The following is a 20,855-nucleotide window of genomic DNA, read 5'->3' as shown; positions in this document are numbered from 1 at the left end:
CCGAGTAGACCAAAAAATAGTTTTCAAATATAAAAAAACGCTGTACACCTCAATCCTTTAAATAGAATAATAAAATCTATTTTTTTAATATAACATGTTCGTAAAATAGTCAAAAAAAAAGACCCTCTATTTAAGAGAGTCTTTCATCCAAATACCGAATCCCACGCATCAACCGTTCTGCCCCGTCGATGATTTTTTCTTTTGGAGCACCGAGGTTGAAGCGCAGATAGGTCGCCCCCTCGGGTCCATAGGTCTCGCCTTTCATGATGGCGACCTTCTCTTGTTTCACTAAAACCCTTTGTAGTTCCTCCATTGAATAGGGTACGTTTTCAATATTGATCCACCCTAGATAGGTGGCTTCGGGAATCGTAAAGCGAAGACGTGGGTCACTAGCCAAAATTTTTTTCAGTTCGGCGAAGTTTTCGTCCACTGTCTGATTCAATTCCTCCACCCATTTTTTCTGATTTCTGTAGCAATCCATCGTGGCTAACAGTGCTGGATACGGGATCGAGGACAAGCCGTCGCGTCCTTTTAATACACTTAAGAATTGTTCCCGCAATCCTTCATCTGAAAAGATGCCGTAGGAGCCGCCCAATCCTGGAGAATTAAAGGTTTTAGACGCGGACGACAGCAAAACCACTGGAACCTCGATTTGATCAGCATACTGTAAGATGGGCAAATGTTGTTTTCCTGGTCGGCGGACATCCATGTGGATCTCATCGCTGATGATCGCCACTTCGTACTGGTTGCAGAGCGCAATCAAACGGGTCAGTTCGTCTTTTGTGAACACCCGCCCAGTTGGATTGTGGGGATTACATAGGAGGAAGATCGCCGGTTTTTCCGTCTCAAAGGCGTCTGCCAATGCTGCAAAGTCGATCGTAAACTCTTCGTTCTGATTGGTCAGCGAGAAGGCGAGGAGTTCTCGCTGATTGCCGCCGATACAGTTGAAAAAGGCATCGTAGCAAGGGGTGAAGGTCATGACTTTCTCCCCCTTTTGGCTGAGTAATTGAAGACAGACGGACAAGCTGTAGATCACACTTGGTGAATAGACACACCATTCTGGATCGATAGAGCAATCAAATTCCTGCTTGAACCAATGACCGATGCTTTCTTTATAGTCCAGATGATTCCAGCGCGTGTAGCCGAAAAATCCCTTTGTCACGGCTTCATCCAAAACGGCGATCGTGCCGTCAGGAATCATAAAATCGGTGTCCGAAATAGAAAACGGCAGCAAGTCTTTTTCCCCAAAACGGTCCTGCACGTAATCCCATTGGGTAGAATAGGTGCCGTAGCGCGAACGCTGCTCGTTAAAATTGCTCAAGGTCGATTCCTCCTTCATCGAAGGATCGGATCACTGCCGACAATAAATCAATGGTCGCTTCCACATCCGCGATCTCTACGATCGACTGCCATGAATGGCAGTACCGAACCGGCACACAAAAAACCAGGGTCGGTTTCCCTGCAAAAAGCTGTACCGAACCGGCATCTGTTCCACCACCGCCAAGTAAATCGTACTGCCAAGGAAGATGATTCTTTTCTGCCACTTCTTTGCAGTAATCGATCAATTTTATGTTGCCTAGTGCTGTTTTATCTGCCAGAACGAGTCCCGGACCCTTCCCTTGGATGCGGTTCGGAACCTCCGCCGCTTTAGGTGTATCTTTGCCATTCGCAACATCGATGACAATATTGATGTCTGCATCCACGTGAGCGGCCGCGACTTTTGACCCGCGTGTTCCCGCTTCTTCTTGGACTGTACCAACACCGATCACCTCAATATTCTTCGTCTCCACTTGGTTTTTGAGTTGCGCCATCACCGCACAGGCCACACGATCATCCAGTGCCTTGCCGATGATTTTCTTTTGGTTAAAGCTTTTCTTGGCTGTCGTATTCGGTAAGATCATGTCCCCCACCTGCAAGCCGGCTTCTTCTAATTCTTCTTTTGAATGGGCACCAAAATCAATGTACATCTCGCTGATTGGTACGACTTCTGTCATTTTATGGCTTGTTTTGGGCAATGTTCCCACGATTCCTTCTAATACAGCACCGTTTTTACGACAAGTCGCCCGTACTTGCTGCCCTAAAATCACATGTCCCCACCAGCCCCCGATCGGGTAAAAAGAGACAAACCCGTCGTCGCTGATGCGATGCACGAAAAATCCCACCTCATCCATATGGGCATATAAGGCGATTGTTTTCTTTTTTGTTTTTACCTCTCCGAAATAAAGATTCCCAAAGGCGTCCTTTGTCGCCGGTTCATCAATGATTTCTTGCAGCGCCTGCTGCACCTGCATCTCTTGTCCCGGCAACGCATCTAAATTGGATAGAGCCATTAATAAGCTATCGGTTGCAGTCAATTGTCATCCACTCCTTGTTAAAATGTGTCAAGCGTTCCCCGTGACCCGCGTCATTCACCAGGATGTCGTCTTCGATCCGAATACCAAACTCAGCATTCGGCAAATAAACGCCCGGCTCGATCGTGAAGGTCATATTTTTTTCGATCGTGACGGTTTCTTTTGGTGCCAGTGCTGGATATTCGTGACAAGAAAGACCGATGCCGTGACCGAGATTGTGACTGAAATAGTCGGCCAGTTCGTCTTGTTCAAGTGCCTGCCGCGCGGTCTGGTCAAGCTCTCCCAAGGTTTTTCCAAACGCGACGGCTTCGATCGCGTGTTTTTGCGCTGCTAAAACTTTTTGGTAGGTGTCTTCGATTTCTTTTTTCACTTCGCCAAAAGCAAACGTCCGCGTGATATCAGAATAATAGCCTTGATAGATCGCACCAAAGTCGATCATGAGCAATTCATTCGCCGCAATTTTTTTCTGACTGGCATGGGCATGAGGCAACGCGGTCCGCTCCCCCGAGGCGACGATCGTTTCAAACGCAGGACCGTCACTCCCGAGCTTTTTACTATGGTAGTCGATCTCATTCGCCAGCTCTAGTTCTGTCATGCCGACGCGAATCATAGGCAAAATGCGTTCCAGCGTTTGATCCGCGAGGGCAGCCGCTTTTCGTAATGCGCTGATCTCCGCTTCGGACTTGATCATCCGTAAGCCTTCGACTAGCTGTCTCGTAGCAATGAGTGTCCCTCCGACTTCTGCCATCAATGACTGGAAGCCTGTAAAAGTGTCATAGGAGATCGTGCCCGCTTCAAACCCCAACGTTAAGCCAGTGACAGATCGCCGCAACAGGGAGAACAGATCGCCCCCAACAGGAATCTCACAGATTTCTACATTGGTCGTTTGTTGTTGTGCTTGTTTGGTATAGCGCCCGTCCACAAATAACTGCGCCTCTTTTTCAGTGACCACGAGCAGGCCATTCGATCCAGTGAAGCCGCACAAGTAACGGCGATTGATTTTGTCCGTCACTAAGAGACCGTCCAGCTTTTGTTCTACTAATCGTTTTCGTAATGCGTCCATGTTCATTTTTTCATCTCCTAAAATAAAAAGGACAGTCGCAACTGTCCTTTTTGGCTAGAAATCAATATCGGTCAAATATTGTTCGTCGTCATCTGAAATGACAGAGCTTGATTTTTCCGCTTCTAATAAAGCTTCACGTTCCAATTCTTGTTTTTCCAAGACTTTAAAGAATGGCAGGTACAAGCCAAAGGACATGGCTACTTGGATCACCTGGATCACGATGGCGCGCCAGTCAAAGCCTGTTAAAAAGCCTTCCATAAAGACAGGAACATACGGCGGGTCAAAAAGCGGATAGTTCAGTAATCCTAATTTCATGCAGATCATCGGGAACATTCCCACCAGTGCGCCACCGAAGATGAAGGGGATCATTAACACTGGATTCAAGATGATCGGTACACCAAAGAGGACCGGTTCGTTGATTCCGAATAGCGACGGCAACAGGGCCACCGCACCGACTTTTTTGTAGCGTAAGGACTTGCTGATCAGCATCGCTAAGACTAACCCGATCGTGACTCCTGAGCCAGAAAAGTTCGCAAATGCCGACAACGTTCCATTTGTAATCACGTGCTGCAAAGGCTGTCCCGCTTCGTGAGCCGCGATGTTTTCAGACAGATATTGTACGGCGATCGGTGACAGGATCGGTGACAATACAGCAGAATGGATACCGAAGAACCAGAACACAAGACGCAGAACCAAGACGATATAGATGATCCACAATGAATCTAGGCTGCCGATCGCTGGTGCCAGTACATCCATGATGACCTGCGGCAACAAGACCCCGCCTGACAAGCTGTCTGTGATGGCACGGATCACGATGAACAAGACCCCGATGGCTGCGGTTGGGGTGATCAATTCAAAGGAGCTAGAGACAAAATCCGGCACCCCTTCAGGCATCTTGATCACCAATTTATGCTTCGTGAAGAACTGATACAATTTTACCGAAATAATAGCGACAAAAATAGCGGTGAACAAGCCTTTTGAATCGAGATACGCAGCAACGATATTGCCGTTGTCATCGACATCCATGGCGACGATCAGAAAGGCGATCGCAGAAAGCATCATGGAACCCACCGTGTACAGCTTATAATGTTCACTCAAGAAATACGAAATGGCCAACACGGCATACAAGCCGACCAAGCCTAAGGAAACTTTAGAGATGATCCCAAAAATATACCCATAATTCTCAAACCAATTCGCGACCGCCTGTGTCTTGATAAACTCAGGGATCGATGGAAAAATAGCTGCGATCGACCCTAACAACAGCACCGGGGTCATGACGACCATCCCTTTTTTGATCGCTGTCAAATAGGGATTGCTATCCACTTTATTAGCGATCGGCACCAATGTTTTCCGAATGAACCCTTCAACCTTTTCAAAGGCACCCTGTTTCTTTGGATTTTCCATTTTCTTTCCTCCTGTCTATTGCGTCTTCATTGCTTGGTTTTTACGATACGCCACCAACGCCTGCTTCATGACCGTCGCGCCATCCATTGACCCGTAGATGTCTGAAGTCAGCAGCACCGTCGGCTTATCTGCTTTTTCTGCTTCGCCTTTGATGAAGTCATATTTGTGGCTCAACTGCGGCCCAACCAAAATCACATCATAATCATTGATGTAGCGTTCCAATTTATCCACCCCGATGGCTTCCATTGGGTAATCACTTTCCTCTAGGCTTTTTGATTCTTTGACGACTTTTTTCATCGATTCCATCATCATGGTCGTTGAAAAGCCTCCTGCACAAACTAATAGTGTCTTCATATTCTTTTCCTCCTAAACGTTTTTATCTTCATGTAAAGCCTATGCTTCACTTTGTTCCCGTAGCATACCGATCATTTCTTCAATCAGATCACGCGCCAGAATACTGGTCATCAAGTGATCCTGCGCATGGACCATCAACAAACTGGTCTCCGTTTTGTCGCCATTGATCTCACTAGTGATCAATTTCGTCTGTACGTCATGTGCGTCAATGCTTTTTTCTTTGGCTTCCTTCATCTTGGCATCCGCCTCGTCAAATTTGCCTTTGCGAGCCAAGCGCAGTGCTTCAAACGCGGACCCACGAGAGTCGCCTGCCGCGGAAATAATCTTAAAAATATCCATTTCTTGTTCGTTCATTGGGTTATCCTTCTTTCATTAAGCTTTTCATATAAGACACAAAGTCTTGAAAATTCGTTATTTTTGCCAATTGCAGTTCTAATGACGGATCGTCCATCATTTTGATCATCAAGCGGCTGATTTCTTTGTGAAGATTTAAATGGTCCTTTTTAATAGTGATCAGGAAAATGATTCGGACCTGCTTGTCTCGATAGGTTAGCGGTTTTTTCAGTAAAACCACATCAATGACTTCCTTGATCGCCGCCTGCTCCATCGGGTGCGGTCCAGCGACCCCATGCTGATAGATCGTGTCGATCATTTTCTCCCGCCGCAGGACACTTTCCTTGAACCCAGTTTCGACCCAGCCCGCTTCCTCTAAGCGAGCGCCTTCATTTTCAAGAAGCTGTAAATACGCGTTGCCGCCTTCCTGGATTTGAAACCATTCAGGATCAAATAGACTGAGAATGACGTGGTGGACGTCGAAGAGCTTGTTTTGCGATTCTCGCAGAAGGTTCAGATCCTTCTCGATTTTTGTGATCTCTGCATGACTAAGGATCGTCTTCGTGTAAATGATCGGGATCTCAAAGACCGCCTGATTCAGCGGAACTGTCGAAATCACGAGATCAAAGCTTGAATCAATTTGATCCCTCTCGTTTAGCGCAAAGGTCGAGACCTCCGCATTGCTGAACAATCGTTCCAAATTGACTTTTAGCAGATACGCCGCCCCGCCTCCGGTCGAACAGATCACCGCGATCTTTTGGTAATCCTCAATCACTTGATTGGATTGCTTTTCCAAACTCGCCGCAAAATAAATCGCGACGTAGCCGATCTCATCCTTGCTGATGTCCGCATCCAGATCCTTGTTCAATTCATTGATAAAAACCATCGCCACGTTGAACACGTTGGCATATTGCGTATAAATGTCTTCAATTAAAGGATTTTCCAATTGGTGGCCGGTGTAAAGCCGTTGCAATAACGGTGCCACGTGCATCAGCAGCGCGTTGGCTAACTCCTGATCGTTGCGAAACTGTGTATGGTACTGCCGATCAACAAAATCCAGTGCCTTCTCGATCGATGACCGTAGAGACTGATTGCTGACCACATCGTCTAGTACCGCAAATTTGCCCCTCAACTGTTCTTCAAGGTATCTTTTTTCTTCCTTAGAAAATACCAAGTGATACGTTGTTTCTAAATAGCTGACTAATTCCTCCGTCAGCCGATCATACCCATCTACGATCGCCGGCTCCTCGATCTCCTCATGACTCAATGTGTTGTTTTGCATGATCCGAAAGCTGAGTAATCGAATATGCTGAACGATATTTTCAAAGACGATGTCGCTGATCTTCAATTGGTTGCGCTGAAGCTGCTCCTGTAAAAACTGGCGCAAGTCTGTCTCATCGAACACAAAGTTGAACTCTTTGTACTTTTCCGTCAACACCGGCGTGTGGATCGTGTTTCGGATCAAATAAAGAATCGCCCGCCGTTTTCTCGTCTCTGTCCCAAGAATCTTCAAGCCATAATGGGCCTTGCTGAAGAGGGACAGCTCGTACTGCTCACAGAACTGTTCTACCTGCTTGATATCGGCCTTCACCGTCGATAAGCTGATGTCCAGCCATTCCGCGATCTGCTGCATCGTAATGTAATCTTCATTGAACAATAGCAGCAATTCGATGTTTTTGATTCGCTCCTGCGGACTGGAATTATCCACCCGCTCCTGCTGCTTTGACTGGGACAAGTAGCTGCGAAACCTTCCCGAATCAAAAATTTTTAACTGATAGCCCGCCGATCGAATCCGTTCGATCGTAAAGCCCTCCGCAGCTCCGATATCCTTCAACCATTTGATATCGTTTGCAAGTGTGCGTTCGGATATTTGAAATTCAGCCGCTAATGCCTTAGGCGCAATCGCGTGCTTCTTCGCATATAAGTATTCAACAATTTTTTCTTGTCTCATAACGACCTCCCGCTTACAAATAAACTATACAATGTAAGCCCTTTACTTAAAATGGCAACTTTTTCTAATTAATTATGCAAAAAAAGTCTGAATGCTTTGTGCCTCTCTTATTAAAGCACACTCGTCAAAAATGACCGATGTTTTTTTCGGAAATCATCAAAAAAAGCCCTTCAAATTGAAGGACTTCTTTTTTAACATTTGATATACGAATACCCGTTTTCCTGCAGCCCGACTAGAGCGATCACCCCGGATTCAACTATGTCCACTTGATCATGCATTTGCTTCGAACGCACATGGAAATTCCGCATGGAACGGTGACACGCTTGGTAAGTCACGTGAGGATACTCCTTCATAAACTTGATCACCCGCGGCAATAGATACCCTTGGATCGCTTCACCATTCATTAACAACACGATTTCTGCCTCCGGCTCCGTCAACAGCACATACTCGATATTGTGCCGAGCCTCTCGGATCATTCCTAACTCATCCACATGAAAAACAACTTTCATCACTAGCGCCTCCTTTGATTGATTTAATGAGTAAAGCCATAATTCTTCCGTTCTGTCTCTTCATGAAAAACCAAATGACTGTGTTCCAATTCCTTGATCGCCGCTTTCAGATCTTCGACAAAATCGTGGGCCATATTCATTCCAAAGTCACTTCGTACGACGATTCGTTGAATGATTTGCTTGTCTAACTTTTTAGGCAGCGGGTAGGTCGGCACTTGCCAGCCCTTCATCAGCAGCCGGTCCGACAAGTCATACAAGGTCCAGCTGCGATTCGTGTCCTCCGCCAGCTTGTAGCAAACCAACGGCAGCTGCGTGCCATCGTTGATGATCTCAAAATGACGGGACCGTCCGATTTCTTTGGCTAAATAGACGGCGACATCATGGGTGCGCTGATGGATACTCTGATACCCGTCAAAGCCAAAACGGACGAAATTGTAATATTGCCCGATCATTTGCGACGCGCTGTGGGAAAAATTGATCGCCATCGTGGGCATTTCCCCGCCAAGGTAGCTGACTTTGAACACCAATTCCTCCGGCAGATACGCTTCGTCTCGCCATACGACCCAGCCGACCCCAGGATAGACCAGTCCATATTTATGCCCCGACGTGTTGATAGAGACCACATTTTTTAATTGGAAATCCCATACCAATGCGGGTTCAACAAAAGGCGCGTACAACCCGCCTGACGCTGCATCGACATGGATATAGACCTTGTGATCCGTCTGTTGGTTGTATTCTTCTACTAATTGATCCAGCTTCTGGATGTCGTCGTACTGTCCTGTGTAGGTGATGCCTAAGATCCCAACGATCCCGATCGTATAGTCGTCCACCGCTTCCAGCGCATTTTCGACATCTAGGGACAAATGATCCTCGGACATCGGGATCTCTCGCAGCTCAATATCCCAATAGACACAAAACTTTTCCCAACAGACCTGATAGCCTGAAGAAATGATCAAATTCGGTTTTTTCGCCTGAACCGCCACACCCAGCTTCTCTGCTCGCTTGCGCCAGGCGAATTTCATCGCCATCCCCCCGAGCATGCACGCTTCAGAGGAACCAATCGTGGAGGTCCCGACAAATTTCTCTGGCCCCTTCGCATGCCACAGATCCGCGATGATATTGACGCAGCGATTTTCCATTTCGGCGGTACGCGGGTATTCGGACTTGTCGATCATGTTTTTATCCAGTGTCTCGCTCATGAGCTTGACCGCTTCCGGCTCCATAAAAGTCTGACAAAACGTTGCCAAGTTCTGACGGGAATTCCCTTCATCCAACAGTCCGTCCTTGATCATTTGATAGGCGATCCGCGGTTCGATCGATTGTTCGCCAAGCCGATAGGACGGCAGCGTCTCCTCTTCGTTTCGCGACCCAAAAATGGGTTCTAAATAACTGGCCTCTCGTCGATCTTTCTTTCCATAAAGCATCTGATCACGTCCCCTTTTTAGTCAAAAATGTCCTAAATTTATCCAATCATTTCCCGAATACTCCTTCCTCTTAAGAGTAGCTGAAAGCGCTATAAATTACAAAAGAATTCCTCTCATTTATTTCAGCGTCCACACGCTTTTTTCGATTTCATTCAAAAAAAGCAGATTTTTTAAATATTTTTATGATTTTTTTGAATAAAAGGCTTTCTTTTTACTTGTGAATCTATTATTTTGGTAGTAGCATGCAAAAAAATAATTAGCGGAGGACGCACTATGTCTTATCAAGAAATGCTTTTCACCTTTTTAGGTGGATTAGGAATTTTTCTTTTCGGGATCAAGTATTTAGGAGATGGACTTCAAAAAGCAGCCGGAAATCGGCTGAGAGAAATCCTAAATCGTTTTACCTCAACGCCTTTTCGCGCTGTACTAGCAGGACTGCTCGTCACTGGAGTCATTCAAAGCAGTTCAGGGACGACCGTTCTAGCCGTTGGTCTGGTCAGTGCCGGCTTCATGACCTTGCGGCAGGCGATCGGTGTCATCATGGGAGCCAATGTCGGGACAACTGTTACCGCTTTCATCATTGGGTTCAACTTAAGTGAATATGCCCTGCCGATCATCGGTGTTGGGGCGATCCTGCTCTTTTTTGCAAAACGGCCCTCGCTTCAATCGATCGGACAGATCCTTTTTGGCTTCGGCGCACTTTTTTATGGATTGAAATTAATGGGTTCCGCAATGGACCCGCTAAAGGAACTGCCGCAATTTAATGACTTGATGATCAGTGTCTCCCATCACCCCATTCTCGGTGTAGGGATCGGGACCTTATTGACGATGGTCCTGCAAAGCTCCAGTGCCACGATCGGGATTTTGCAGCAACTCTACATGCAAGGAAGTGTGACCCTTGGTGCGGCACTGCCGATTTTATTTGGCGACAACATCGGCACGACCATCACCGCTGTCATCGCCTGCCTTGGCGCCAGTGTTGCCGCAAAAAGAACGGCTGCATCTCACGTCATCTTCAATTTATTCGGGGCTGTCCTGTTTACGATCTTGTTAACGCCCTTCACCGGAGTCGTCGTAATGATCGCGGATACCCTTGGGCTGAATCCAGCCATGCAGCTGGCCTTCGCTCACGGTCTCTTCAATCTTTCAAATTTGGCGATCCAATTCTGGTTCATCCCGCAAATTGAAATCCTCGTGAAGAAGATCGTTCCTGGCAGCGAGAAAAATTTGAACATTCGCCCAGTTACGCTGAGTGAGCCGATCATCCACACGTCTTCGGTCATGGCAATCGAACAAGCCAAAGGCGAGATCGTTCAAATGGGGCATTACGTCATTTCTTCTTTAGAAGCTGCCCGAAAATATTATCATGAAAACAAAGAAGAATGGCACGACGACGCCCAGCAATACGAAGACGCGATCAATCAATGCGACATTGAATTGACCGAATACTTAGTGAAAATCTCCATGGCCGAGCTTTCGCCTCTAGAAAGTCAAGAACAAGCCATGCTTTTGGAATTCACGAAAGACTTCGAACGAATCGGGGATCATTCGATGAATATCCTGCGTTATGTCGAAGAATCCATCGCCTTAGAAGAAAAGCAGCGGGCAAAAGACAAGCGCAACAAAACAAGCACCACGAACGGGCGACAAACCTTCCTGCTTCAAGACGAAGACCTGGAGCGCCTATTCGATAAGGTCCTGAAAAATGTCCGCGACGCCCTTCAAGTACTAGAAAACGATGACATCGCCCTCGCACAAAAAATGCTGGAGCGCGAAACGGAGATCAATCAATTAGTCGAACTTTTACGAAAGAAATACATCAGGCTCATGACCAAAGGAGAAGGACGCGCCGCAGATGGGGTTCTACTGATCGACATCAGCTCAAACTTAGAACGCTCCAGCGACCGTACCCTCCACATCGCGAAATACATTATAGGAAATAAATACAACTTCAAATACGATACCTCGAACTTCCATTATGAAGTCCCCGAAGAACCAGCGGAGACGCCACTCACGAATACCAGCGAGGTATTGGATTAAAAAACTCAACCTGCCATTCTCAGTAAGAGGGGCAGGTTGAGTTTTTTTGATGTGCGAAATGGAGGATGCATGATTAAAGAAACGCGGTACATTATTGTTGTAGAAACTATGAGAGTAAAAAAATCCGAGTGAATAACAAGGAGCTTATAAGACATCCTCCTCGTATCAAAAAAATATTGCGTATCTTATTTCTTCATTTCTTTCATCTAACACTATTTTTCTATTTAAACGCTTCAATAATTTTCTTTTCAACATAAAAAGCAAAACACATCACTATCTCCTGCATAAATTTGAATTTACCAAATAAAAACTTCTCTTCCTCCTCTTCCCGACACACTTACAGATTATTTGTTATTTATAGTTAAAGCAGCACGTTCATTTATATAATAATTTATGTTATATAACTCGTTACTCAAACTTTTTAGCTTTTTTAAAGGAAAAAGGTATTTCAAAACCTATTTACAAGCTAGTTATTTTATATTATCATGCTGGTATAAATCAGTTGTAACCGATTACACAAAAGAGACATGGAGGATGATCAGGATGAACGCAGCGAGCCTTGGACAAAGACAATTATTTGGAATCAAGAAAGATAATTTATTGAAACGGATCAGCACGTATTTTGAGGAAACCAATAATGCTGGGGAGGTCGTAGAATATTTTGTTGCGGTCTTGGTTCGTCATGCCTTGAGTGTCGGCGATTATTCGATCAATGAGTTGTCCGACTTGATCCGCAACATTTTTCTAACTTCTGAACCTACGGATACGTTGCGCCAGCATTGTGTTTATTTTCAGGATTATTTTCCAGATGAAAAGGACTGGAAAACGGTCATTCAGCGTTTATTTGCAAGTGAGGCGGCGTTTCGTGACTATACTCGGGAAGCGAGTGCCTATAAAGCCCTGTTAGATGAGAAGAACCGCGAAGTACCGATCCTTTCTGATTATCAATTTAATCTGGTCTCCGTATTTAAAGATGTGACGGGAAAACGACACACGTGGGCGCTTCAGAATATCAAAAGGGTCCAATCCACAGAGCAAACGCGCGGCATTTTGAAAATCTTGACCACGTTGACGATCTTCAAAACTGCAGGAGTCCGCCGTTTTGCGGAATACGTTAGATATAAAAGCGTAAAGGGACGCGTCGATGCTGAAGATGTCGAACCGGTAGTGACTATCAAAGAGGAGCAGACGCCTGCTGCCAAAACACCTGAGAAACCGAAGCGTTCCGCTGCACGAAAACAAGCAGTCGCGGCTTCTACCGGGAAGAACACCGCAGCTCTGTTCTGCGAAGAGAAGGTTAAACAAACAAGCACCGCGCTCCCAGATGAAGCTTCGCTGGATACCGCTAGTATTTCTGCTGCACCTCCCAGCAGTTCGAAAACACGCGGCGCTTCAGAAAAAGCCCCCTCCTCCACAAAATACGTCCCTGAATCGCTGCAAAAACCGGATACCTCCTATATGAAAATTGGAAAAACCAAAGAACAGATTCAGGAAGCTCGAGAGGAACGAAAGCGGCAGCGAAAGATCAAAAAGGCCTTAAACAAACGAAAAAGACGGTGATCGCGCTTTGATGACAGCCATCAAAGGCGTATTTCGTGCGGCTAAAAATTGGCGCCTGCTGGAGAGAAGCTCCCGTCCTCTTCCTCAGGACTTCTTAAAGAACGCAAAATACGCCTAAAAAAAGAGGCGTGTAGCCTCATTTTTCAGACGATAGATTGATCAAAAAAGAACGTGGGATAGCTGACTATCCATATGTTTCAACAAAATACTCGTAGATTTCATCCCAGCTATTCATTTTTAGTGGGTACTCTTCATAATAGTTGTGGGGCGCCGCGAAAAGAATCCCTTGGCCTTGAAAATCTTCCAAATGATGCTTATGGTCATCGATCAAATAATCCGCAGAAATAATCGACTTGTCTCCGCAAAAAACGTAATGGCTTTTCGGAATGAAGGCGAAATGCTCCTGCAGCCACGCGTACTTTGCATTAAAGGAGGTAGGAAAATCCATTGCCGCAGTGGTAATGAAAATTTCGTGCTTTTCAGACAATTTCTCTAAGGCTTCCTTCGCTCCGTCAATTAACGGAAGGTCCGAAAAATAGCGGGTATCCTTAACGCGTTCGCGAATGCTTTCTTCATGCTCGGGGTGCAATTCTCGTAATTTCTTCCCCGCCAGATCATTTTTCACGTACGTTGTCCCGTTTGCTTCATTAAACAGCCGGATCTCTTTGGAAACAAAATCAGCGATCACTTCATCCATATCAACTGCGATTCTTACCAATAATCTCACTCCTCTAGTTTATTAAAACGTAGGTTCTCTTCTACAAATAAAGAGGCCTTCTTTGTGAATATTTTCCTCTAATTTCAAGGCTTCGTCAATCTTACTGTTTATCAAAAATGAAAAAGCAAGACGAAAAGATACCCTCTTTTCCTCTTGCTCTTTTTTTACGCTTCTACAGATACAGGCACGATTTCAAACTTCGTGACATCGACTAACCCGATATCCGTGATTTTTAGATTTGGGATGACCGCCAATGACATAAAGCCCAACGTCATGATCGGATCGACTTTTTCTGAGACACCTAACACGCGATGGGCCAAGTGATTGATCTCTGCTTCTTGTTTTGCGACTGCTTCCCCGGAAAGATCGCTCATCAATCCCGCGATCGGCAAGGCCATGCTTCCGATCACTTTTCCCGATTCAACCAGCACCACGCCGCCTTCTTGTTCCTTCAAGGCGTGGACAGCGACAGCCATGTCTTCATCCGTTGCTCCTGTGACGATCAAATTATGGGAATCATGGGCGATCGATAGTCCAATCGCACCTTTTTTCAATCCGTACTCTTTCAGCAGTCCCACAAAAACATTTCCTGTATCATGATGCCGTTCAATGACTGCGATCTTCGTGACATCCTGACTCAGATCAAAGACAAAGTGATTGTTTTCGTCTCTTTTCACCGAAACAATGGCTTCATTGGTCAACGCTTCTTGAGGGATGACTTCGATTGCTCGTGCGTTGTCGCTCGTGAGCGTGAGTGCTAGCTGCTCCGGCTGGAATTTGTTGATGTGCACGCTGGATTGTACTTGTTCTGTCGAGATTCGGTTCACTGTCGGCAAATAGTCGCCATTTTCAGCGATCAATTCTCCAGCGATATATGTTGCTTCGATCGTCGGATTTGTCAAATCAGAAAAAATAACTAAATCGGCTCTTAGGCCTGGCGCCACAGCGCCGCGATCGGACAATTGGCAGCATTGCGCGGCATTGATCGTTGCCATCTGGATCGCTCGAATCGGTGAGACCCCTTCTTCGATACAAATACGAATACTGTTATCCAGGTGGCCTTTTTCCAGCATCGTTTTTGCCTGCAAATCATCCGCAGACAACACGCATCGTTGGTAATTATTTTCTGTTACGCCTTTCAGCAGCGTCCGCAAGTTTTGTGTGACCGAGCCTTCTCGTAAAAAGACATACATCCCGCGCGCGATACGGTCCTTCAGCTCTTCCACCGTGGAGCATTCATGGTCATTGGAAATTCCTGCTGCCGCATAGGCGTTAAGGTCTTTGGCGAACACCATTGGAGAGTGCCCGTCGATCCGTAAGCCCCGTGATTTTGCGGCTAAAAGTTTGTCCAAAACGCTGTCTTCTGCATGGATCACGCCCGGAAAATTCATGAATTCCGCTAAGCCGTCGACATGATTCTCTTCAAATGAAGGGATCATATCTTCGGCTTCAATGACTGCCCCCGCATTCTCCATGTTCGTCGCCGGCACACAAGAAGGCATCATGTATCGGATGTCCAGCGCGGTTTCCTTCGCCGCCTCTACCATATAGGTCAGCCCCTCCAGCCCAAGAACGTTCACGATCTCATGGGGATCAGCTAGAACAGTCGTTGTGCCGTGGGGAACCAGCAATCTGCCAAATTCTTCTGGTGTCACATAAGAGGATTCCACATGAATATGAGGATCAATAAAGCCTGGTGCCACAAATTTGCCCTGTAGATCGAGGGTTTCTTTTCCTTCATACGCTTCCCCGACGCCAGCGATTCGTCCATCCACGATGGCAACGTCGCCTTCCATGATTTCTGCTTGGTACACATCGATCACGCGTGCATTTTTTAAAACAATATCTGCTGGCAAACGCCCTGCGGCTACGTCGATCAAACGTTTCAATGTCTTTTTGTTCATATTCCTGCACCCCTTTTAAAATATTTTTTCTATTATAGCACCCTTGAAGCCTTCGCTGTAAAAAAGTATTCAAAAATATCAAAAAAGCCGCGTAAAAAGAGTATGAAATCACGCAACTATTATTGGTTTTGCTAATTATTTTCTGTACATTAATAGTATGGTAATAAAAAAATAAAGGAGGCTGGTATACTTGGCTAAATCAATTACAAAGGAAGAATTAATCGAAAAGCTAATGGCATTTGTTAAGGAAAAAGGGCGGCCGCCTCGCCTGACTGAATTTGGAAATTCTAGTTCGATCAATCGACATTTTGGCTCCTACAAGGAATTTATTCTCAGTCAAGGACTCGTTCCCTACCGCGTCGAACCGAAGCTGCTGACTAGAGAGGAGATGGAGCAGCGGCTAAAATCATTTATCAAATCAAAAGGACGGACCCCGACGCAGCAGGAGTTCGCACATACCCGATCGATCAAAAAGGAATACCGCAATTATTTAGGCTTTCTTAAAAATACCGGGTACACCTTGATGCACATCCGCTCTCAGCCAACCCCAACAGAGAGACATAGAACCGCGGGGATGATGGGCATCAAGATCACCGAAAAATTTTTGCTGGAGGAGCTGGCGTTTTTCGTAAGAGAGTACGGCCAGATCCCAACAGCGAAGGAATTTGGCTATAGCGAAAGACAAATAAAAAGATATTTCGGCTCCTACGAGAAATTCCTACACTGCCAAGGTTTGGCACTGCATAAAGAAGAAATCGCCCCTCTCTCAAAAAAAGAGCTCGTAAACAAGCTAAAAACCTTCGTCCTGATCCAAGAACGATTACCGACTGAGGAAGAATTCGGCTATTTGGATCACGTGGAGCGCCTGTACGGGTCATTTGAAGCGTTTACCAAGGAGAATGAGTACGAGCCTTCGCTTGTAGAAAAGGAATAGACCTTCAGACGTGTCCCTCTCTGTGTTCGCGCGTCGATCGATCAATTATGAACGATTGCTCAAAAAAGGAGCCCTTCCAGCAATAAGGAAGGGCTCTTTTTTCGTGTGCTATTATCCTTCTGGATGCAGCACGCTGTAAGTTTTCTTCAACACTTCGTCCGTGTAATCCGTTAATCCTTGGTACACTTCTTCGTTCAAGCGTTTGTAGACCGCCACGTTTTCTGGTTTCGGCGTGAAGACATCTTTTACCTTGACCATTTTTTCCACGGCTTCTTCATAGCTCTCATAAATTCCCAAGCCAACGGCCGCATTGATCGCTGCACCGACACTGGCACTGCCATTTACGACATTTCGTTTGACTGGCAAATTGAACACATCCGCAAAAATCTGCATCAGAAGATCGCTGTTGGAGCCGCCCCCTGTCACGATGACTTCATCGATAGGATGGTTCATTTCATCCGTCATGTTCGTCACATTGTTTTTCATGGTATAAGCAATGCCTTCTAAAATCGAACGATACAAGTAGCGATAATCATGATGGGCATTGAAACCGATCATCACGCCGCGCTTGAAGGGTTCCCACGGATTCGCCAACCAATCCAATTTCGTCATCAGTCCGTCACTGCCGGCTGGAATATTACTTGCCTGCTCGTTCAAATATTCTTCTTCGCTGATGCCTTGATAGTTTGAACGAATACTGATTTTTTCGCCTAAAAGATCCTTGAACCATGAAACGGTCCACATGCCGCGGCGAATCCCATAGCCTTCGTAGATGTAACGACCGGGCATCGAAGATAAGATCCCCCAGTAATTCACTGCATCGCTTGGCGGCATCGTTTTGCCCATCATCATGCTGCAAATATATGTTCCCAGCGACACCACCGCACTCGTGTCTTGGATCAAGCCGGCACCTAACGCTTCAACCGCCTTGTCACTCGTTGTGGCAAAAACCGGCAAGCCTTCTGGCAGACCTGTTTTTTCACTCGCTTCTTTCGTGACCGTTCCTAACTGATCGCCAGGTTTCACCGCTTCAAACAGCATCTCCTCTGGCAGGTTGTATTGCTTTAAAACGTCCTCGTCTTTTGACCAATCCCATGTTTCGTAATCCACCGGCCATTGCCCAAAGTTGTTTCCGATATTGTCCTTGAATTCGCCGGTCAAACGATGGGTGATGTACCCGCTTGTCGAAGTGACGTATTGTACCTCTGGATTTTCATGAACATAAGGGGTCGAGGTCCGTTTGTCCATCCAGCTAATGACCGGCTGCGCTAGACTTCCATCCTTTTTCAGCAGGACACGGCAGCAGCGAATAAACCCAAGCCCGATCCCAACAATATTTTCCTTCCGTACACCGAATTCATCCATTGCTTTATTCGACGCACTGCATAGCGCATCCCATAGATCGTCACCTGGATGTTCAACCAAAACATCCTCTCCAAGAATCATAGGCCGCGTTGCTTCTTTTCCTTCACCCACGATGTTTCCTTCAAGATCAAAAATCACGATCTTCGCACTTTGGCTGCCGCCATCGATCCCAACGATATATTTCTTTTCCATATGCCTCTCCTTGCCCATCTGATTTTTTTCTTCTATTATATAATGCTTCCCGTGCAGTATGTCCTTCAACAAAACGTTTCCTTTAATCCGTTGAGGACCCGTCATTTTTTCTTCGTCCTTAACTGGCAAAATAAGACTGAGAATAGGGTTCTCAGTCTTAAAAAGGAACAGGCTTTAGCGTACGAGGAAACCGCCGTCGACTGCTAAGATATGGCCATTCACAAAGTGTGACGCTTCAGATGCTAAGAAGGCTGTGGCACCCATCAAGTCCGCCACATCGCCCCAACGTCCTTCTGGTGTATGGTCAACGATCCATTTGCTGCGTTCTGGATCTTCAATCGATGCTTTCGCCGCGTGTGTTTTGAAGTAGCCTGGTGCGATCCCGTTCACTTGGATATTGTATTGTGCCAATTCGTCACAGTAAGCTTTTGTCAACCCAGCCAACCCGTGTTTAGACGCGGCATAGGCAGGTGCCCATTGTCCGCCTAAGAAAGAGAACATAGAACAGATGTTGATGATTTTTCCGCTCTTTTGCGGGATCATGACTTTCGCAGCTTCATGACTCATGTCAAAAGCAGCTGTTAAATTGATGTTGATGGTTGGGTCCCATTTGTCGCGGCCGTAGCTGACGACGTCGTCACATGGGCAAATGCCCGCACAGTTTACTAAAATATCGACAGAGCCGAATTCAGCGACACATTTTTCAACGACTTCTTGGCACACGCCGTCTTTCGTGATGTCTGCTTCCATGTACGCTGTTTTCGCACCGCGTTCTTCTAACACCGCATTGAATTCTGGATCATCCGGCATGATCGAAGGCATGAAGATGTTCGCTCCTGCTTCAGCTAACGCCAATGAGAATGCTTGGCCTAATCCAGTATTTCCGCCTGTGACGATCGCGTTTTTCCCTTTGATATGAAACATGTCCATTTTAAAATCTTTGATTTCCATTTTTCTACCTTCTTTTCCTTTATTTTTGTTTTTTCACCCGCTTGGGGGTTATCCCTTGAGTCTGGTACTTAGTTTTCGTGCGAATTCTGCCGCATCGCCATGGACGACGAGGCTGGCTAAATAATTCATTGGTGCACCAAGATCGGTATTCACCGAAAGAATCTCTTTGACGTTTTTTAAGCCTTCAATGTGCTGCGTCGATCCGTAAATGCCTAACGCAATGTACAGATCGGGGCTGACCGTTTTGCCGGATTGACCAACTTGGATCTCTCTCGGCGCTTTCTTGCGATCGACTAATTGCTTCGACGCGGAGACTGCACCCGACAGCTCCTCCGCCAGCTCCTGCAGCTCCGCGATGGGTCGCTTGAAGCCGCCTCCCGCTGAGACGAGGACAGAGGCTTCCCGAATATCCACCGCGCTTTGTTCGTTTTCGACAACCTCTAACACTTCGATTGATGACGCTTTCAATTCAACCGGAACAAAGGGGATCTTTTGCGGAATCTTCGTCTGATCTGCTGCGTGAAAAACATTGGGATGGACACTCGCCATGATCGGTGAAGAGTCACAGACGATACTCGCCATGATGTTGCCTGAAAAGGCTGGGCGAATCAATTTTTTCCCGCGTTTGTCGACCTCTATATCGGTAATATCAGCCACTAATCCTACCTCAAGACGCATCGCCGCTCTCGGGGCCACCATTCGCCCAAATTCTGTCGCTAAAAGGATGATACTGTCAAATTGATACTCTCTGTGCACCTGTTCAATGATCGTCGTCACTAACTGACTATCCTTCGACTGGATCGTCGGCGCATCCACCGCGATCACAGCATCCAATCCCTTTACGTCTTCCGTCAAATTGATGCCTAAGCCGTAAATAAAGGATTCTTCGTCTCCTGCCAGTCGTTCCACAACAGCCACCAGATCCAGTGAATCAGCGACCCGATCGTTGTCGATCACAATGAGTCCCTTGAACATTATACGTACCCCTTTTCCTTTAGAAAATGCACCACTTCTTCGATGCCTTCGTCGTCCACCTTCACCACTTTATGGGCGACCTGTTCCCTTTTTACGACCACATTTTTTCTCACCTTCGTGGGTGAACCCTTGCCGCCAATTGCATCAAGAGGCAATTGCAGCGTGTCGTTGGTCACCAGTGAAAAGTGATCGTCCACATTTTTCCCGATGTTTTCATAACGAACAAACCCTAACCGCAAATTCATTTGGTGCGTCACACTTAAAACACTTGGATTTTTGATCTTCAAGCGGTACGTTTTTTCCTCTTGCAACGCTTCAACGATCGAAAATTCCCGCGTCACTTCTGGGATTGCAACAATTGTCGAAAACTGATTGATCCCCATCAATTCAGCAATCTGAGGACCTACATGTCCGGTGCCGCCATCCAGAGTGTGGGTGCCAGTAAGCAAAAGGTCGAAAGACGTCGTCTCAAGATACCGTGCGAGGATGCGGCTCGTTACCAAAGAATCACTGCCGGCAAAGCGGCGATCGCTGATCAAAACAGCATGATCCGCACCTAAGCGCACAAAGTCTTTCATTTCCTCTTCAAGCTTCATCGGGCCCATCGTGACAATTTCAATAGAAGTAGAAGGGTCCTGTTTTTTTTGCCGCATCGCAAAGGCCACAGCGTTCTTATCATCTGGATTCAGGATAAGCTTTGATGCGTCTCGATCAATCTTATCTGTCTCATAATCGTATTCAAATTTCTCCGTGTCTGGAACGAATTTGACTAAGCAAATGATTTTCACAGTAAACCCCTTCTCTTTACACTCTCTGACAAGGAAGCA

18 protein-coding genes are annotated in these 20,855 nt (G+C 46.3%); 3 read left to right on the top strand and 15 right to left on the bottom strand.

Annotation, left to right across the window (positions count from 1 at the left end; all coding sequences use genetic code 11):
* Positions 1-130: 130 nt before the first annotated feature.
* The 9 genes from IGI66_RS14005 to IGI66_RS13965 all read right to left on the bottom strand — a co-directional run bounded on the left by IGI66_RS14005 (position 131) and on the right by IGI66_RS13965 (position 9,389).
* Positions 131-1,321, bottom strand: a complete 1,191-nt coding sequence (locus tag IGI66_RS14005) for a MalY/PatB family protein (RefSeq protein ID WP_438849316.1) — start codon at positions 1,319-1,321, stop codon at positions 131-133.
* Positions 1,308-2,354: a M42 family metallopeptidase gene (locus IGI66_RS14000; RefSeq protein ID WP_438849315.1), complete on the bottom strand. Its 1,047-nt coding sequence runs from the start codon at positions 2,352-2,354 to the stop codon at positions 1,308-1,310. The genes IGI66_RS14005 and IGI66_RS14000 overlap by 14 nt, the downstream gene beginning before the upstream one ends.
* Positions 2,338-3,420: a M24 family metallopeptidase gene (locus tag IGI66_RS13995; RefSeq protein ID WP_438849314.1), complete on the bottom strand. Its 1,083-nt coding sequence runs from the start codon at positions 3,418-3,420 to the stop codon at positions 2,338-2,340. Before IGI66_RS13995 ends, IGI66_RS14000 begins: the two co-directional genes overlap by 17 nt.
* A 48-nt stretch (positions 3,421-3,468) precedes the next feature.
* Complete coding sequence (locus IGI66_RS13990; RefSeq protein WP_086305257.1) at positions 3,469-4,818, bottom strand: PTS sugar transporter subunit IIC; 1,350 nt, start codon at positions 4,816-4,818, stop codon at positions 3,469-3,471.
* Between the two features lie 15 nt (positions 4,819-4,833).
* Positions 4,834-5,172 carry a PTS sugar transporter subunit IIB gene (locus IGI66_RS13985; RefSeq protein WP_086305258.1) on the bottom strand — a complete coding sequence of 113 codons (339 nt, stop codon included), beginning with the start codon at positions 5,170-5,172 and terminating at the stop codon, positions 4,834-4,836.
* A 39-nt stretch (positions 5,173-5,211) separates the two neighbouring features.
* The gene (locus IGI66_RS13980) at positions 5,212-5,526 is read right to left on the bottom strand and encodes a PTS lactose/cellobiose transporter subunit IIA (RefSeq protein ID WP_010778930.1); all 315 of its coding nucleotides are present in this window, start codon (positions 5,524-5,526) and stop codon (positions 5,212-5,214) included.
* Between the two features lie 4 nt (positions 5,527-5,530).
* Positions 5,531-7,456: a BglG family transcription antiterminator gene (locus IGI66_RS13975; RefSeq protein WP_438849313.1), complete on the bottom strand. Its 1,926-nt coding sequence runs from the start codon at positions 7,454-7,456 to the stop codon at positions 5,531-5,533.
* Between the two features lie 191 nt (positions 7,457-7,647).
* Positions 7,648-7,965 carry a DsrE family protein gene (locus IGI66_RS13970; protein ID WP_010778928.1) on the bottom strand — a complete coding sequence of 106 codons (318 nt, stop codon included), beginning with the start codon at positions 7,963-7,965 and terminating at the stop codon, positions 7,648-7,650.
* A gap of 23 nt (positions 7,966-7,988) precedes the next feature.
* A complete protein-coding gene (locus tag IGI66_RS13965) occupies positions 7,989-9,389 on the bottom strand; it encodes a glutamate decarboxylase (RefSeq protein WP_438849312.1) in 1,401 nt (466 codons plus the stop codon).
* 273 nt (positions 9,390-9,662) lie between these two features.
* Between IGI66_RS13965 and IGI66_RS13960 the strand changes: the two genes are divergently transcribed.
* Entirely contained in the window at positions 9,663-11,429 is a 1,767-nt protein-coding gene (locus IGI66_RS13960; protein ID WP_010778926.1) for a Na/Pi cotransporter family protein, read from the top strand.
* A gap of 543 nt (positions 11,430-11,972) precedes the next feature.
* On the top strand, positions 11,973-12,989 hold the full coding sequence (locus IGI66_RS13955; protein ID WP_438849311.1) for a hypothetical protein: 1,017 nt from the start codon (positions 11,973-11,975) through the stop codon (positions 12,987-12,989).
* Between the two features lie 184 nt (positions 12,990-13,173).
* Here IGI66_RS13955 and IGI66_RS13950 read toward each other — a convergent pair whose 3' ends face one another.
* Positions 13,174-13,716, bottom strand: a complete 543-nt coding sequence (locus tag IGI66_RS13950; RefSeq protein ID WP_438849310.1) for a 5' nucleotidase, NT5C type — start codon at positions 13,714-13,716, stop codon at positions 13,174-13,176.
* A 155-nt stretch (positions 13,717-13,871) separates the two neighbouring features.
* Positions 13,872-15,611 (bottom strand): adenine deaminase, encoded by a 1,740-nt coding sequence (gene ade / locus IGI66_RS13945; protein WP_438849309.1) that lies wholly within the window; start codon positions 15,609-15,611, stop codon positions 13,872-13,874.
* A 190-nt stretch (positions 15,612-15,801) separates the two neighbouring features.
* On the opposite strand from ade, the gene IGI66_RS13940 reads away from it, so the two are divergent.
* Positions 15,802-16,545: a homing endonuclease associated repeat-containing protein gene (locus IGI66_RS13940; protein ID WP_438849308.1), complete on the top strand. Its 744-nt coding sequence runs from the start codon at positions 15,802-15,804 to the stop codon at positions 16,543-16,545.
* A 111-nt stretch (positions 16,546-16,656) separates the two neighbouring features.
* Here the strand turns inward: IGI66_RS13940 and IGI66_RS13935 are convergent, their stop codons facing one another.
* The 4 genes from IGI66_RS13935 to IGI66_RS13920 form a co-directional block, all read right to left on the bottom strand.
* Positions 16,657-18,102 carry an FGGY-family carbohydrate kinase gene (locus tag IGI66_RS13935; RefSeq protein WP_010778921.1) on the bottom strand — a complete coding sequence of 482 codons (1,446 nt, stop codon included), beginning with the start codon at positions 18,100-18,102 and terminating at the stop codon, positions 16,657-16,659.
* A 174-nt stretch (positions 18,103-18,276) separates the two neighbouring features.
* Positions 18,277-19,053 (bottom strand): SDR family oxidoreductase, encoded by a 777-nt coding sequence (locus IGI66_RS13930; RefSeq protein ID WP_010778920.1) that lies wholly within the window; start codon positions 19,051-19,053, stop codon positions 18,277-18,279.
* Between the two features lie 48 nt (positions 19,054-19,101).
* Complete coding sequence (locus IGI66_RS13925) at positions 19,102-20,028, bottom strand: electron transfer flavoprotein subunit alpha/FixB family protein (protein ID WP_438849307.1); 927 nt, start codon at positions 20,026-20,028, stop codon at positions 19,102-19,104.
* Positions 20,028-20,816: an electron transfer flavoprotein subunit beta/FixA family protein gene (locus IGI66_RS13920; RefSeq protein WP_010778918.1), complete on the bottom strand. Its 789-nt coding sequence runs from the start codon at positions 20,814-20,816 to the stop codon at positions 20,028-20,030. Before IGI66_RS13920 ends, IGI66_RS13925 begins: the two co-directional genes overlap by 1 nt.
* Positions 20,817-20,855 lie beyond the last annotated feature (39 nt).

This window comes from Enterococcus sp. AZ048 (assembly GCF_051715125.1).
Classification (GTDB): Bacteria; Bacillota; Bacilli; order Lactobacillales; family Enterococcaceae; genus Enterococcus_A; species Enterococcus_A gilvus.
This window is presented reverse-complemented; position numbering and strand designations above follow the sequence as displayed.

Excerpts from the sequence above, each read along its gene's own strand:
- ade (WP_438849309.1), bottom strand. The coding sequence starts at position 15,611 with ATGAACAAAAAGACATTGAAACGTTTGATCGACGTAGCCGCAGGGCGT.
- IGI66_RS13995 (WP_438849314.1), bottom strand. The coding sequence starts at position 3,420 with ATGAACATGGACGCATTACGAAAACGATTAGTAGAACAAAAGCTGGAC.
- IGI66_RS13925 (WP_438849307.1), bottom strand. The coding sequence starts at position 20,028 with ATGTTCAAGGGACTCATTGTGATCGACAACGATCGGGTCGCTGATTCA.
- IGI66_RS13990 (WP_086305257.1), bottom strand. The coding sequence starts at position 4,818 with ATGGAAAATCCAAAGAAACAGGGTGCCTTTGAAAAGGTTGAAGGGTTC.
- IGI66_RS13980 (WP_010778930.1), bottom strand. The coding sequence starts at position 5,526 with ATGAACGAACAAGAAATGGATATTTTTAAGATTATTTCCGCGGCAGGC.
- IGI66_RS13965 (WP_438849312.1), bottom strand. The coding sequence starts at position 9,389 with ATGCTTTATGGAAAGAAAGATCGACGAGAGGCCAGTTATTTAGAACCC.
- IGI66_RS13955 (WP_438849311.1), top strand. The coding sequence starts at position 11,973 with ATGAACGCAGCGAGCCTTGGACAAAGACAATTATTTGGAATCAAGAAA.
- IGI66_RS13960 (WP_010778926.1), top strand. The coding sequence starts at position 9,663 with ATGTCTTATCAAGAAATGCTTTTCACCTTTTTAGGTGGATTAGGAATT.
- IGI66_RS13930 (WP_010778920.1), bottom strand. The coding sequence starts at position 19,053 with ATGGAAATCAAAGATTTTAAAATGGACATGTTTCATATCAAAGGGAAA.
- IGI66_RS13975 (WP_438849313.1), bottom strand. The coding sequence starts at position 7,456 with ATGAGACAAGAAAAAATTGTTGAATACTTATATGCGAAGAAGCACGCG.
- IGI66_RS13970 (WP_010778928.1), bottom strand. The coding sequence starts at position 7,965 with ATGAAAGTTGTTTTTCATGTGGATGAGTTAGGAATGATCCGAGAGGCT.
- IGI66_RS13985 (WP_086305258.1), bottom strand. The coding sequence starts at position 5,172 with ATGAAGACACTATTAGTTTGTGCAGGAGGCTTTTCAACGACCATGATG.
- IGI66_RS13935 (WP_010778921.1), bottom strand. The coding sequence starts at position 18,102 with ATGGAAAAGAAATATATCGTTGGGATCGATGGCGGCAGCCAAAGTGCG.